The following is a 15038-nucleotide window of genomic DNA, read 5'->3' as shown; positions in this document are numbered from 1 at the left end:
GCTATGAGCGAACAGCACTTTGACGTATTGATTATCGGTGCCGGGGTGTCTGGTATAGGTATGGCTTGTCATTTGAAGCGGGAGTGTTCGGGCAAGACGTTTGCTATCCTGGAGCGGCGCCAGTCACTCGGCGGCACTTGGGATTTGTTCCGTTACCCCGGTATTCGATCCGATTCCGACATGTTTACCTTTGGCTACAATTTCCGCCCGTGGACTGGCGGTAAGGTGCTGGCGGATGGTGCATCCATCAAAAACTACGTTAGTGAAACCGCGCAAGAGCATGGCATTGGACAGCACATCCGTTATGGCCTTGCGGTAAAAACCGCAGACTGGTCGAGTGTGGACAAGCGCTGGAAGCTTACGGCGCTGAATGAAACAACAGGCAAAACCGAAAGCTATACCGCCAGTTTTATGATTGGTTGCACCGGCTACTACAATTACGATCAGGGCTACAAGCCCGATTTTCCCGGCGAAGCGGATTTTAAAGGACAGGTTGTCCACCCGCAGCACTGGCCCGAAAACCTGAATTACACGGGTAAAAAGGTTGTCGTTATTGGTAGCGGCGCGACGGCGATTACGCTGGTGCCCACGCTGGCCGAAAAAGCCGAGCATGTAACCATGCTGCAGCGCTCGCCCACCTATCTGATGCCCCTGCCATCAATAGATAAGGTAACGCTTGGTATTCAGAAGGTGTTACCTGAAAAAGCCGCGTACCGGCTCACTCGGGCTCGTAATATCACCGTTGCCCGGCTGCTTTATCAACGCTCCCGTAAGAACCCGAAATTCATGCGTCGGCTGTTTTTGGGCGTTATCAAGCGCCAAGTGGGTGATCAAACCGACATGCGCCACTTCACTCCGGACTACAACCCTTGGGATCAACGCTTGTGCGTGGTGAAAGATGGTGACCTGTTTGGTGCATTGAAAGCGGGCAAGGCTTCCATGGCGACGGACCACATTGAGCGCTTTACTGAAACCGGTATCCGCCTCAAGTCTGGTGAGCATCTGGACGCGGATATCATCGTTCCTGCAACGGGCTTGGATATTCAAATGCTTGGGGGCATCAAACCGAAAGTGGACGGCCAGGAAGTGGTTCTAAAACACAAGGTTGTCTACAAGAATGTGATGGTGGAGGGCGTTCCCAACGCGGGTATGATTTTCGGTTACACCAATATCTCCTGGACCCTAAAAGCAGATATTGCCAGTGAATACCTATGCCGACTGATAAATTACATGGACCAGCACAAGGTGCGTGTGGCGGTCGCCAAAGATTATGAAAACAGCTTGGGTGAGGATACGGTGATGGGTGCCTTGGACGCAGGCTACGTTAAGCGTGCAGCGGATCGCCTTCCCCGTCAGGGTACCCACGCCCCGTGGAAAGCCGCGCAGAATTATCTGGCGGACGTGAAAATTCTGCGGTTTGATCCGATTGAAGATGGCTACATTGAGTTTGATGGCAGGAAATCCAAGGCCCGCGGAAGCGAGCCCCGTGGTTTTCTCCGGCCTTTGCGCTCAGCTCTGTTTGGATCCTGAGTGTAGAGGGCATAGAGAGTTCAATCGGTACCTAGATAGCTTGCCCGGGTGTCTGCCCAGCTATCCTCTTCTGTTACCCGAAGGATCTGCTGGGATATCGGCGCCCTCAGAGAGCTGCCGTCCGGAAGCGCCAAGGCGTAGAGTTGCTCCGCAAATACACCGGGAAGAACCGTCAGTTTCTGTTGGCCAAGTTGCAGGTTTCGGTATTGCATCAAGGCCCGGTCGTACACAATGGCATCGGTTTCGCCTTCGGCTACAGACACCATGGCGGAAGTGAGATCCGGGTAGGTTTGGTAGCGAATCCGTTGCTCTTCTAGATAGCGCTGGCTGGCGGTATTACCAATGGTAGCTACTACCTTGCCGGGCAGGTCATCCGTGCCTTGAATGCCTGAGCGCAAGTTGCTCACGGTCAAAGAGGATGTGATGGCGGCGGTAAAGCTGGCCACCATAATCAAACCTGCAAACATCCAGATCAGGCCAATCAGCCGGCCTGCGAGAGAAACTGGCGCCTTGTCGCCATAACCTACCGTTGTCATGGTAACCGCTGCCCACCAGAAGCTGGAACCAATGCCTTCTGCGGCAGACCCTCCGAATTGCTCCGGGTTGCGGTGCCGTTCCACCAGCCAAAGCACAAAGCCAACGCCTAATAGAAGTGCGCCCAACCCGAGGACAACGCTGAGAAACTTCCAGCTTATTAGCGCTTTCAGACTGCTCAGCAAGCTTGTTTCCGGAACCGGCGGGACCGCAATCGACAGGCCGGTCTGATAGAAGGGGTGACTGAAATCGAAACGGGCTTCCCGATCGGCCGTCATGGTCAGAGCGCCCACGGCCACATCAATATCACCGTTTTCCACGGCGGCAAGCAGCTCGTTAAAGCTCATGGGAACCCATTTAAACTCCCGCTCCATGCCTGCCGCAACATCTTCCCAAAGATCGATACTGATGCCTTCCCAGCGCCCATCGTTTGCTTGCATAACGAACGGAGGCACTTCGGTAATGCCTATCTTTAAAGGTTGCTCTTGAGCCTGAGTGTGGCTGGCGATGCCCAGTGCAAGTAGAAAAATGCAGGATAGACTTCGTATAAACATAACTGTGTGCGTCCCCAAGGCAGGGTGGCGCTCCTTTTAAGTTAAGTGGGTTTGCGGCGATCAATAAATGTAAACTACAGGATTATCGGTTGTAATTCCTTATGGCCAATTCTATGAAGCTCTGTTACTGTGCACGCATCCTGCCTCTAAGGATTCTGCAGTTTCCGGCTTTATAGCCGCGTTGCGAACCATCCATACGACCTGTCAGAGGACGTCACCCCGATTACCGGCGAGTGACTGTAGTCGTCTAATATTCCATGAATCTTCATGGCATCTGCCCGCATTCGCCTAAAACGGTGTTCGTGGAGGCAGAACAATCAAGAGTTAATCAACTATGAGTTTTTCTTCACTCGGTTTGTCCGAGCAGCTTGTCCGTGCCACCGCCGATCAAGGTTACGATACCCCTTCTCCCATTCAGCTTCAGGCCATTCCTGCCGTACTTTCTGGCAAGGACGTGATGGCGGCAGCTCAGACGGGTACCGGCAAGACCGCCGGTTTTACCCTGCCGTTACTGCAGCGCTTGGCTGAAAAACCCCGCACGGGCAAAGGCCCTCGTGTACTCATTTTGGCACCTACACGAGAGTTGGCCGCACAGGTTCACGATAGCGTTAACCTGTACAGCAAATATGTTCCCACCAAGGCCGCTGTGGTTTTTGGTGGCGTAAAAATCAATCCGCAGATGATGAAACTGCGCAAAGGCTTAGATGTTCTGGTTGCCACCCCAGGCCGCTTGATGGACTTGTATCAGCAGAATGCTGTGAAGTTTAACGAAGTGGAAATTCTGGTTCTGGATGAAGCCGACCGCATGTTGGACATGGGCTTTATTCGCGATATCAAGAAAATTCTCGCTCTGTTGCCCGCCAAGCGCCAGAACCTGCTGTTCTCGGCGACTTTCTCCGGTGAAATTCGCGCATTGGCCCAAGGTCTGCTGAATAATCCGGTTCAGATCGACGTAGCGGTCAGAAACACCACCGCTGAAACAGTTAAGCAGTCTGTGTACGCGGTTGATCAGAGCCAGAAGACCGCTCTGTTGAGCAAGTTGGTTCGTGAGAACAGCTGGGAACAAGTGCTGGTGTTTACCCGCACCAAACACGGCGCCAACCGCCTGACCCAAAAGCTGGAAAAAGACGGCATCACAGCAGCAGCCATACACGGCAATAAGTCACAGGGGGCTCGCACCCGCGCTTTGGCCGATTTCAAACAAGGGCAGGTGCGCGTGTTGGTTGCCACGGATATTGCGGCCCGTGGTTTGGACATTAAGCAGTTGCCGCAGGTGGTGAACTTTGAACTGCCTAACGTGCCGGAAGACTACGTGCACCGTATCGGCCGGACCGGTCGAGCAGGTGAGAGCGGGCATGCGTTGTCGCTGGTAAGCGCTGATGAGCTCAAGATGCTGGTTGGCATTGAAAAGCTGATCAAGAAGCAGTTGCCGCGCAAGGAAATGGAAGGTTTTGAGCCAAAAAACCATGTGGCCATGAAGCCGAAAGCCAAGGCGGATCCGAGCAAGGCTCGTAATCGCAGTGGTGGTAACGGTCGGCCGGGCGGCAAGCCCCGCAGCTTTGGTGATAAGCCGGGCGGGCGTAGCGGTGGACGCAGCCAAAACGGCGGTGGCCAGCGCGGACGTTCAAGCCAGAGTGCGTGAAGAATAGACTAAGAGTGCCTGAAGCCAGATAGGCCTCGGGTAACTGACCAAACAATGCGGAGCTTCGGCTCCGCATTGTTGTTTTCAGGGATCAGAACTTGTAGGTGAAACCTACCATGTAAACCATGGGGTCGATCTCAACTTCAAATGTGTCTGCGTTAGTAACGAAGTTACCTGCGCCATCGTAAACTTTTACGGTAGCGTCAGTGTTGATGTCTGCCCACCAGATCGCCGCGTTCAAACCAAAGTTCTCACTGAGCATATAGTCGACACCAGCTTCAAACGCTACGCCAACGCTGTCATCAAGCTCCAGTTCAGTGGTAGCGCCTGCCAGCGGTACCGTTGCAGCTACCGCACCGTCTAGTGTGCTGGTGGTCTTGGTTTCAAAAAACGTCGTGTAATTCACGCCCACGCCCACAAACGGCTGAAGCGCAGAAGAGCTGTGCATTGGGAAGTATTGCAATGTCAGTGTTGGTGGCAAGTGCTTGGTTTCACCCAGTTTGCCCGCGCCGTAAAGGTCTCCGGCACCATTGATGTTGTGTTTGAACGGAGTCGCGCCCAACACGCCTACGCCCAGATTGCTGGTAAACATGTAGGTGGCACGAATACCGAGTTGGGTGTTGGTATCAACAGAAACACGTGCGTCAGCTCCAAAAATCGGCGCGCCGCCAACTTTAATCACATCGCTTGAGTCATCGGGTGCCACATGAACAGCCCCGGCACGTAGAATGAAATCACCACCCTCAAAAGCTTGGGCTGCGGGCGCAACGGCCATAACGGCGGCTGCCATAACACTAAGTTTGAACGTACGGGACATAAACATCTCCTTAACCTGAATCGTTGTTGTGCTCAGGTTAAAGGCCACGGAGACAGGAAACTTGATATAGCGCAATAATTGCGATTAGGTGATTCGTGTTCCGGCATCAGATTGATGCAACTCAAGAAATAGGTCGGGAGCGTAGTTTTGCGGATTGTCAGGCGGGGTCTTTTTTGCTGCCAAGTGTTGGCTCACCAGATACAAACACATCTCGCACGGTGATTGGCTTGCCTTCGGCATTCTGAACTTCAACCGTTTGAATTGGTTGCCCGGTGGCCCTGTCTCGAAGATCCAAGGGGGCTTCATCGGGCGCAGGGTTCCACTTATCTCCCCATTGGCGCAGCGCAATGACTACCGGGAATAGATCACGACCCTTCTCGGTGAGGCGATACTCAAAGCGAGAGCCGTGCTCACCCACATCTACTTTCTTCAGGACGCCGTTTTCCACCAACCGGGCCAAGCGATCGCACAGGATATTTTTTGCGATGCCCAGTTCCTGTTGAAAATCCACAAAGCGCCGGGTGCCGTACATGGCGTGCAGCACAATAAGCAAGGACCACCAGTCTCCCACCTGATTCAGGGCGCGGGCGACGGAGCAGTTGGAATCATCAAAACGTTTTCTAGCCATGCGCTGAAGTGTACAGAATAGGGTTGCATCTTAAAACCAGATTAAATAAAGTTGCGTTAAGAGACCAAATTAGCAAGGTAGCTAACTTCTGTTGTCAAGTTATTGCCTTTAACGCCCAATGTTGTCAGGGAGTAGTATCGAATGACCATGAATCTCGGCCCCATGTTTGAACCTTTTGAGCTTCACAACCTTACCCTCCGTAACCGCGTAGCCATGGCACCTATGACCCGGAACTTTTCGCCCAAAGGCGTGCCCGGAGAAAATGTCGTGGCCTACTACCGGCGCCGTGCCGAAGCCGGTGTGGGCTTGATCATCACGGAAGGTACAACGGTAAACCACGTCGGTGCCAACGGTTACCCGAATGTACCCGCGTTTTATGGTGATGAAGCGCTGGCGGGTTGGAAGAATGTTGTCGATGCAGTACACGCGGCTGGCGGTGCCATCTTCCCGCAGCTTTGGCACGTGGGTGCGGTGCGCAAGGAAGGCACAGAGCCTGATCCTTCGGCTCCCGGTTATAGCCCATCTGGCCTATTTGCGCCGGGTAAGCCCAATGGCAAGGCTATGAGCAAAGGCGATATCGACGATGTGATCACCGCGTTTGCGGATGCGGCTCAGGATGCTAAAGCGCTGGGTTTTGATGGCGTTGAGATTCACGGTGCCCATGGTTACTTACTGGACCAGTTTCTTTGGGAAGGCACCAACCAGCGTGAAGATGAATACGGCGGCAGCATGGAAAACCGCCTGCGCTTCGTTGTCGAGATCGTGGAGGCAGTGCGCCATCGCGTGGGGCCTGATTTCCCCATTATGCTGCGCTTCTCACAGTGGAAACAGCAAGATTACGACGCAAAACTGGTGAACAGTCCTGAAGAGCTAGAGCAATTCCTCAAACCCCTCGTTGACGCCGGTGTGGATATTTTCCACGCTTCGACTCGTCGGTTCTGGGAACCTGAGTTTGAAGGCTCCAGCCTCAACTTGGCAGGTTGGACGCAGAAGTTATCCGGCAAGCCCACCATGTCGGTTGGCAGTGTTGGCCTAACGGAAGACTTTATTAGCGGCACCATGGCCAGCAAACAAGAGTCGGTTGAGCAGTCTGGTATCGACGAGCTGGTAGAGCGCATGAACAACCACGAGTTCGAACTGATTGCTGTGGGTCGGGCGTTGCTGCAAGACCCGGAATGGCTCATCAAAGTGAAGGAAGGACGGCTTGGCGAGGTAGATGACTTTGCCCGTAAGTCACTTACCAAGCTGTACTGAGCTTAGGCAAGCTATGCCCTCGTGATCGCAAAACACTCCCATCGCTTGAGCAAGCGATGGGAGTGTTTTTATGGAATTCTCACGTAGACTCTATGGCTTATTCCCGCAACCCGCTCACTAACTTGTCGATACTGTCTTTGGCATCGCCGAACAGCATGCGTGAGTTGTCCTTAAAGAACAGCGGATTTTCCACCCCGGAATAGCCTGTTGCCATACCCCGTTTAAGAATGACCACTTGCCGAGCTTTCCACACCTCAAGCACCGGCATGCCCGCGATGGGGCTGCCCGGATCTTCCGCCGCTGCCGGGTTTACCGTGTCGTTGGCGCCGATCACCAGCACCACGTCAGTTGACGGGAAATCCTCGTTGATCTCGTCCATTTCCAGCACTATGTCGTATGGCACATGAGCTTCTGCCAGTAACACGTTCATGTGTCCGGGCAGGCGACCGGCAACCGGGTGAATGCCAAAGCGCACATTCACGCCGCGCTCCCGCAGCAGCTTGGTCATATCGCTCACACCGCTCTGGGCCTGAGCTACCGCCATGCCGTAGCCGGGCACAATAATGACTGAATCGGCGTTGCGCAGCTCTTCGCATACCTCGTCTGCATTGGTTTCCAACGCTGTTTGTTCCGGCCCTGCAGCGGCAGAACTGCCACTGGTCTGACCAAATCCGCCGAGGATAACGCTGATAAACGAACGGTTCATGGCCTTGCACATGATGTAACTGAGAATAGCGCCACTGCTGCCCACCAAGGCACCGGTCACGATCAGCAGGTCGTTGCCCAGCATAAAGCCGATGGAAGCCGCGGCCCAACCGGAATAGCTGTTGAGCATGGATACAACCACCGGCATATCGGCACCGCCAATGGCCATGATCAGGTGCACCCCGAGAACGGCGGCAATAGCAGTCATGAGTACCAGAGCGACTAAGCCTAGCGCCATGCTACCGGTGTTCAAGAACCAGACACCTAACAGAATCGATACGCCTAGGGCGGCCAGATTCATCAGGTGTCGACCGGGCAGGGTAAGCGCCTTGCTATCGATACGACCGTCCAACTTGCCGCATGCCACTAGGGAGCCGGTGAAAGTGACGGCGCCGATAAAGATGCCCACAAACACTTCCACCAGCTTGATGGTGTGTTCGGCACCCGTGCTATGGATCAGCGGATCTATATAACCGGTGAAACCCACTAACACAGCGGCCAGACCTACAAAACTGTGCAGCAGGGCTACCAGTTGTGGCATTTGGGTCATTTCGACTTTGTTGGCGATGACAATACCGATACTGGCACCCGCCAGCACGGCAATCACGATAGCGACAACGCCGCTGTTACTCACGCTGACCATGGTAGCCACGAGCGCAATCAGAATTCCGGCAACACCATAAAGGTTGCCCCGGCGCGCGGATTCTTGATGGCTCAAGCCTCCAAGGCTGAGAATAAACAATACGCTGGCGACCACGTAGGCCACACTGACGAGTCCTGTACTCATGGCGGTGACCCCTTATTTTCGGAACATTTTGAGCATGCGATGGGTGACCCGGAAGCCGCCCCCTACGTTGATGCTGGCAATCAGCACCGCCACAAAGGCCATAATCCCGACCGCGACGTTATCCGCCTGAGCCAGATGCAGAATGGCTCCGATCACGATAATGCCGCTGATGGCGTTGGTGACACTCATCAAGGGGGTATGCAGGGAGGCGGTTACGTTCCACACAACCTGCCAGCCGATAAAGCAGGCCAGCACAAACACAGTAAAGTGACGCAGAAAGCTCTCCGGCGCATGGGCGCCCACGCCATACAGCGCCGCAAGGGTGACAACCAGCACGGCGCCTTTGCCAATCAGGCTACGGCGCTGGGATTCTTTGTGCGCAGCCGCTTTCTGCTCTGCCGAGGGCTCTTCTGTACCGGGCGCTGGCTTAGGGCTGGTTGGTGTCTGGGGTTGCGGTGGAGGCCAGGTTACATCCTTGTCCAGCACTACGGTGAGGCCACGAATCACATCGTCTTCCATGTTCACTTGTGGCTTGCCGTCTTTATCCGGTGTCAGTTCGGTAAGTAGGTGAAACAGGTTGGTAGCGTATAGATCACTGGCCACCTTGGCCATGCGGCTGGGCAGATCTGTATAGCCGATCAGCGTCACATCATGTTGCTCAACGATTTTCCCGGGTTCTGTGAGTTCGCAGTTGCCGCCGCGCTCTGAGGCCAGATCCACAATCACACTGCCGGGTTTCATGGATTTCACCATGTCCGCCGTTATCAGTTTCGGTGCGGGCTTACCGGGAATCAGAGCGGTGGTGATGATGATATCCACCTCTTTGGCCTGCTCTGCAAAAAGCGCCATTTCCGCCTTAATGAACTCATCGCTCATCTGCTTGGCGTAACCGCCGGTGCCGCTGCCTTCCTCCTCGCCAAAATCCAGCTGCAGAAATTCGGCACCCATGCTTTCAATCTGTTCCTTCACTTCCAGTCGGGTATCGAAGGCCCGGACGATAGCCCCCAAACTGTTGGCTGCACCTACCGCCGCAAGCCCCGCTACACCGGCCCCGATCACCATCACCTTGGCTGGCGGTACCTTGCCCGCTGCGGTCATTTGGCCGGTGAAAAAGCGCCCGAAGTGATTGGCTGCTTCTACCACCGCACGATACCCGGCGATATTGGCCATGGCGCTCAGCGCATCCATTTTCTGCGCACGGCTAATCCGGGGCAGACTGTCGATGGCAAACGTGGTGATGTTGCGGGCCGCAAGCTTATTAAGAAGCTCGGAGTTTTGAGCTGGCCAGATGTAACTGACAAGAAAGGCGCCTTCCTTCATGAGGTCGGCTTCGTGCTTACCCAGTGCCGGATTCCGCATGGGCGCACGCACTTTTAGAATGAAATCCGCGTTGTTCCATAAGGAACGGGTGTCTACAGCGATTGTTGCGCCAACGGCTTCATAGGCTTCATCGCGGTAATGCGCCGCTTCGCCTGCTCCGGCTTCAACGGTAACTTCGTAGCCCAGATTGATCAGTTTGTGTACTGAAGGCGGCGTTGCTGCCACCCGCCGTTCGTCGCTAAATATCTCTTTTGGAATGCTAATCTTCATGATGCAAACGCCCTGTGTTTGAGCCGATGAAATGAAGGGGAGCTACACTCAGCCTAGTGCAAATTCGGGACTTTGCTTGCCATACGTCCTGTTGCGTACGGAAGGCATTGCGGATTGGCGCTATGCTTTGCATCTTTTTCCGGACCGGATATTTTTGATGATTGAAATGTTTTTCAGTACCTATGTCAGCAGCACGATTCGCTTCCTGTTTCTGTTGGCGCCCTTCTTTGCCGTCTCTATGTTTATTGCCTTGACCCGAGGGCTGCCTGCGGCTGAAAAAGCCTCGATTATTCGCCGGGCCTGTATCGCGGCATCCGTTATGGGCGTGATATTGTTCTTTGGCGGCCCGGTGCTGTTCAGTGCCATTGGCATTACCTTGAACTCTTTCCGTATTGGTGCCGGTACGCTGCTGTTCCTCACTGCCATCAGTCTGGTCACCAGCGGCACCCGTAACCACGCCACCGGCCTGCCGGAAGAAGAGCGGGATGATATAGCGGTTGTACCCTTGGCCGTTCCGGTGATGATCGGCCCCGCCACCATTGGTGCTATTCTGGTATACGGCGCTGAGCTCAAGAGTGCCCCGGAAGTTGCTGGCGGGCTGCTGGGCCTGCTTTCCGGCCTCCTGATTTTGGGTATTTTGCTGCACTTGTCCGGTTATCTGGAAAAAGCCTTGGGCAAAACCGGCCTTAACATCCTTTCAAAGATCAGCGGTCTTGTACTCTCGGCCATGGCGGCAGAAATTGTGCTGTCCGGCATTACAGGTTTTATCGCCAATTCGGGGTTATTGGGAGCATAAGGAAGAGTAATGTCCACCGACACCACTGAGCACAACCGCAATCGACAGGACTTCTCCGGTATCGATTCGATCTGGTTGTTTGGCTATGGCTCGCTGATTTACAAAGTGGATTTCCCGTATTTGGAAAAATGCCCCGCCTCGATTCAGGGCTGGGCCCGCCGGTTCTGGCAGGGTTCTCACGACCACCGGGGCACTCCTGAAGCGCCGGGGCGCGTAGTGACTCTGATCGAGCAGCCTGAAGCAGTTTGCAAGGGCATGGCGTTTCGGGTTTCACCAAAGGTTTTCGAGCATTTGGATGTGCGGGAAAAGAATGGTTATCTGCGATTCACCACAACTTTGACGTTCGATAACGGCAGTCACGGTGAGGGGCTGGTTTACATTGCCACGGAAGACAACGAAGCCTTTCTTGGCCATGCGCCGGACGGAGACATAGCGCGGCAGATTGCTTCTGCGGTTGGTCCGAGTGGCCCCAATTCTGAATATTTGCTCAGGCTTGCAGAGTCTTTGCGGGCATTGGGTGATGAGTGTACTCATACTTTTGCAATCGAATCGCACCTTAAGCAAAACTCCTGAGCAAGAGCCTTAGCTTCGGGGAAGCAACCGAGGACGGGGCACCTTCCGAAACACGCTGTGAATACGTCCGTGTACGCTTGGCTCCGCACAGTTTCGGGAGGTGCCCGCCCTCGGTTGCGTCAGGCTTTTGCAGTGGCCGCTTGTTGATCATCTCGGGCCGCAGGGTTAAAGCCTCTGGGAGGTGATTTGCGACGCTGGTTCAGGCCGATCATCACCAATGGCACAATAACCATCAAACTGCCCACCAGAAACCACCAGTCCGGCACTTCGTTAAACCAGATCCAGCCGATAGCCACGGCCCAAATCAGCCCAGTGTATTCAGCACTGGTTACCTGGTTTGCATCCACCTGCCTGTAGGCGAGCAAAACGGTGATGTTGTACCCCAGAATAAAAAACGCCGAAGCTGCCGCTGTAAACAGAATTTCTGGGTGCCAAGTAGCACCCTGTTGCCACTCCCATACCGCCAGCAATCCAGACACCGGAATCACCAGCAAGTAGTTGAGAAACAGCTTGTGCACCGTGGTCTGGCCCTTGGGCAGCTTTCGCACCATCACTGCGTTGATTGCCAGTGTGAGGGCGGATCCCAGCGCCGCTACAGCCGCCCAATTGAATTCTACCGGGCGCAGGATAACGATGATGCCTGCAAAGCCGCTGAATACCGCAAGCACACTCAAAGGTGACAGCGACTCCCGGAAGATAACCACCGAAAACACCATCACCAGAATCGGCGCCGCGTAAAACACCGCGTTGGCTGTGGCCAGAGGCAGGTTGCTTAAGGCGACGATCATGCACAGCAGGCCAACCAGATGAACGTGTGCTCTTATGGCGTGAACTCTTATGCCGCCAAACAAGTTGGTGCGGTCGATCTTGCGGGCCAAAGGTAGCAGGAATAAGAGGGTGATCAGGCAACGTAAAAACGCGAACTGAAGAATGGGCGCGCCCGGTTCCATCAGTTTGATAAATACGTCCGATATCAGCGCCATGGCATTGCCAAGCACAAGCAAAAGAATAGCGCTGTTAACCGTTTTACCTGCCATGGTTGGTTTCCTGAATGTCAAAAATGAATAACGTAAAGAAAGATAGAGTGGCAGTTTTAGTCTATCTGCGATTTAATATCCGATAAAATGATGTTTATTAGCCTTCTATTAGATAAATAGATAATGAAACTGCCCCCTCTCAAAGCCTTGCCGGTATTCGAAGCGGTTGCCCGCCTTAACAGCTTTTCACTGGCTGCGGAGGAGCTGGCGGTAACCCAGAGCGCGGTGAGCCATCAAATCAAACAACTGGAAACCTACCTCGGTGAAAAGTTGTTTTGGCGCAGTGGGCGAACTCTCTCGATGACCGACGAGGGCCGCCAGTATCTGGATGCCATTGGTACGGCGTTGTTGCAAATAGAGCGGGCCAGTGAGCAACTTATGGGGCGTGAGGAGTCCCGGCTGCGGTTGGCGCTCTTTAGTTCCTTTGCGGTGCGCTGGCTGGTGCCACGGCTGCCGGATTTGCAGCGCCTGCATCCGCAGGTGGAGTTGGCCTTGGAAATGACCAGCGAAAACCCGGTGCTGTCGGATCGGGTGGCGGATTGCTTTATCACCATCCACCGAGACTCCCCGGCTTACAGTTACGAGCTTTTGTATGTGGAGCGGCTTTTCCCGGTGTGCAGTCAAGACTATTGGCAACGCATCCGAAGGGAGCTGGGGCGGGAAACGGATGTTACCGGGCGCGATGAGCCAGCTATGACCCCCGCCGAGGTAGCGCGCTTCCCTCTGTTATCCACCTACAGCATCTATGATAAAGCCGCTGGAGACTGGGAAGCTTGGTTTCAAACCGTGGCACAGCCCTTGCCTTCCGGCAGTCGCGTTCAGCATTTCAGCCACATGTTGCTGGCTCTGGAAGCGGCGCGCTTTCATCAGGGCATTGCTCTGACCAACGACTACATGTTGAGCACCCGTAAAGACTCTGAAGAGTTTGTGCGCTTGCCTTGTTACCCGCTGGTAACTGGCGATCGGTTCTATTTCGCCTGGAAAACGAGCAGGCGCAGGGAGCGGAGTATTCAATTGCTAAGAGGCTGGCTGGTGGGTGAGGCCATTAGAGGGGGGTTGAGGTCGGAATAGTGTCAATCGTCGGCACTCAATCCGATTTATGAGCGCTAGTACTCTCAAACAATCGTTGTGTAGCCGGTATCCTTGTATCAAGAACAACATAGCTGCCAGAAAGTGCAGTGTGCAAGGAATCCACATGTCGTTAGATCGTCGCCAATTTTTACAAGTCGCTGGTGCCCTTGGAGCTCTGGGCGCCTTTGCCAGCCCGGTTGCGCTCGCACAGGCGCTGAACCCGGAACGCATGAGCCCATGGCGTAACTGGTCCGGTGCGCAGAGCTGTTTGCCAGCGCATCAATTAACGCCAAAAAGTCTGGATGAGTTGGTGAGCATCATTGCCAACAGCACCGGCACCATTCGCCCGGTTGGCGCAGGCCACTCGTTCAGCCCGCTGGTGCCAACCGATGACACGCTGCTTTCTCTGGGTTATTTCAGCGGAATGCTTAGCCATGATTCGGCAACCCATCAGGCAGAGTTTGGAGCCGGTACTTCCATGGCGCTTATGGGCATGGCATTGAATGAAGTGGGTCAGGGCTTTATCAATATGGCGGATATTGATCACCAGACTCTGGGCGGTGCTGTTGCTACATCCACCCATGGCACAGGCATCAATTATGGCTCCTATTCCAGCTATGTAGCGGGTTTGCAGCTAGTGACGGCGGGCGGAGAGGTGCTGGATTGCGACGCTAGCCGTAACCCTGAAATTTTCAATGCTGCCAAAGTATCTATGGGTGCATTGGGAGTTATCACCCGGCTAACCCTGCAAAACCGGCCTGCGTACCGCCTGCGGGAAAACATGTGGGTCGCCAAAACAGAAGACTTGCTGGCGGATATAGACAAGCATGTTTCCGAAAACCAGCACTGGGAAATGCTGGTGATTACCCACTCTGACTACGCTTTGGCGGTTGCATTGAACGAAACCGACGAGCCCGCCACTCCCCCGGTAAACAAGGCGGAAAGTGGCGGCAATGAATTTGTCACCCTGTTGGAAAAGCTCGACAAATACGGCAGTGACTTCCCGGCGGCCCGACGTTTTTTGCTGAACAACCTCCAGCACTTTGCGACCTTTGATGAGCGCATTGGCGAGTCCTACGAGATCTATTCCAACGTGCGCTCCGTGCGCTTTAACGAAATGGAATACTCCGTGCCTGCAGAGCAGGGCCCAGCCTGCCTGAGAGAAATTTTGCAGCTGATCGAGCGCAACAACCTGTCCACCTGGTTTCCCATTGAATATCGCTATGTGAAGGCTGACGATGCGCCATTGAGCATGTTTCAAGGGCGAGATAGTTGTGCTATTTCAGTGCATCAGCATTACAGCATGGATTACCACAACTTTTTTGCGGCCATAGAGCCGGTCTTCTGGAAGTACAACGGCAGACCCCATTGGGGCAAGCTGCACACGTTGAATTCGCGACACCTGAAACAACTTTACCCCCAATGGAGCGAGTTTACCGGGCTACGGCAGAACCTGGACCCGCAGGGGCGATTTTTGAACGGCCACTTACGCAAAATTATGGGGGCGTGAGGGAGGTTTT

At 54.3% G+C, this 15038-nt stretch carries 13 protein-coding genes; 7 read left to right on the top strand and 6 right to left on the bottom strand.

Annotated features, from left to right (window positions below):
• Positions 1 to 3: 3 nt before the first annotated feature.
• On the top strand, positions 4 to 1530 hold the full coding sequence (locus tag FE845_RS06840; protein ID WP_200362679.1) for a flavin-containing monooxygenase: 1527 nt from the start codon (positions 4 to 6) through the stop codon (positions 1528 to 1530).
• A gap of 20 nt (positions 1531 to 1550) precedes the next feature.
• Here the strand turns inward: FE845_RS06840 and FE845_RS06835 are convergent, their stop codons facing one another.
• A complete protein-coding gene (locus tag FE845_RS06835) occupies positions 1551 to 2618 on the bottom strand; it encodes a transporter substrate-binding domain-containing protein (protein WP_200362677.1) in 1068 nt (355 codons plus the stop codon).
• Between the two features lie 334 nt (positions 2619 to 2952).
• On the opposite strand from FE845_RS06835, the gene FE845_RS06830 reads away from it, so the two are divergent.
• On the top strand, positions 2953 to 4260 hold the full coding sequence (locus FE845_RS06830) for a DEAD/DEAH box helicase (protein ID WP_200362675.1): 1308 nt from the start codon (positions 2953 to 2955) through the stop codon (positions 4258 to 4260).
• 91 nt (positions 4261 to 4351) lie between these two features.
• Here the strand turns inward: FE845_RS06830 and FE845_RS06825 are convergent, their stop codons facing one another.
• Positions 4352 to 5077 (bottom strand): OmpW/AlkL family protein, encoded by a 726-nt coding sequence (locus FE845_RS06825; protein ID WP_200362673.1) that lies wholly within the window; start codon positions 5075 to 5077, stop codon positions 4352 to 4354.
• A 157-nt stretch (positions 5078 to 5234) separates the two neighbouring features.
• A complete protein-coding gene (locus FE845_RS06820) occupies positions 5235 to 5705 on the bottom strand; it encodes a winged helix-turn-helix transcriptional regulator (protein ID WP_200362671.1) in 471 nt (156 codons plus the stop codon).
• 141 nt (positions 5706 to 5846) lie between these two features.
• Here FE845_RS06820 and FE845_RS06815 point away from each other — a divergent pair, with 141 nt between their 5' ends.
• Positions 5847 to 6959, top strand: a complete 1113-nt coding sequence (locus FE845_RS06815) for an NADH:flavin oxidoreductase (protein WP_200362669.1) — start codon at positions 5847 to 5849, stop codon at positions 6957 to 6959.
• 97 nt (positions 6960 to 7056) lie between these two features.
• Here the strand turns inward: FE845_RS06815 and pntB are convergent, their stop codons facing one another.
• Together pntB and FE845_RS06805 are read right to left on the bottom strand one after the other, a co-directional pair.
• Positions 7057 to 8451 carry a Re/Si-specific NAD(P)(+) transhydrogenase subunit beta gene (gene pntB / locus FE845_RS06810; protein ID WP_200362667.1) on the bottom strand — a complete coding sequence of 465 codons (1395 nt, stop codon included), beginning with the start codon at positions 8449 to 8451 and terminating at the stop codon, positions 7057 to 7059.
• Positions 8452 to 8463: 12 nt separating this feature from the next.
• Entirely contained in the window at positions 8464 to 10041 is a 1578-nt protein-coding gene (locus FE845_RS06805) for a Re/Si-specific NAD(P)(+) transhydrogenase subunit alpha (RefSeq protein ID WP_200362665.1), read from the bottom strand.
• Between the two features lie 157 nt (positions 10042 to 10198).
• Between FE845_RS06805 and FE845_RS06800 the strand changes: the two genes are divergently transcribed.
• Positions 10199 to 10837, top strand: a complete 639-nt coding sequence (locus tag FE845_RS06800; RefSeq protein WP_200362663.1) for a MarC family protein — start codon at positions 10199 to 10201, stop codon at positions 10835 to 10837.
• A gap of 9 nt (positions 10838 to 10846) precedes the next feature.
• Entirely contained in the window at positions 10847 to 11410 is a 564-nt protein-coding gene (locus tag FE845_RS06795; protein WP_200362661.1) for a gamma-glutamylcyclotransferase, read from the top strand.
• Positions 11411 to 11529: 119 nt separating this feature from the next.
• On the opposite strand, the gene FE845_RS06790 is transcribed toward FE845_RS06795, so the two are convergent.
• Positions 11530 to 12447, bottom strand: coding sequence for a DMT family transporter (locus FE845_RS06790; RefSeq protein WP_200362659.1), 918 nt, complete (start codon positions 12445 to 12447; stop codon positions 11530 to 11532).
• Between the two features lie 123 nt (positions 12448 to 12570).
• Here FE845_RS06790 and FE845_RS06785 point away from each other — a divergent pair, with 123 nt between their 5' ends.
• The gene (locus tag FE845_RS06785; protein WP_200362657.1) at positions 12571 to 13518 is read left to right on the top strand and encodes a LysR family transcriptional regulator; all 948 of its coding nucleotides are present in this window, start codon (positions 12571 to 12573) and stop codon (positions 13516 to 13518) included.
• A 118-nt stretch (positions 13519 to 13636) separates the two neighbouring features.
• Positions 13637 to 15028, top strand: coding sequence for a D-arabinono-1,4-lactone oxidase (locus FE845_RS06780; RefSeq protein ID WP_320159672.1), 1392 nt, complete (start codon positions 13637 to 13639; stop codon positions 15026 to 15028).
• Positions 15029 to 15038: the final 10 nt, after the last annotated feature.

Source organism: Marinobacter sp. 1-4A (assembly GCF_016597725.1).
In the GTDB taxonomy this organism is placed as follows: Bacteria; Pseudomonadota; Gammaproteobacteria; order Pseudomonadales; family Oleiphilaceae; genus Marinobacter.
The sequence above is the reverse complement of the archived record's forward strand: the minus strand, read 5'-3'. Positions and strand labels throughout refer to the sequence as shown.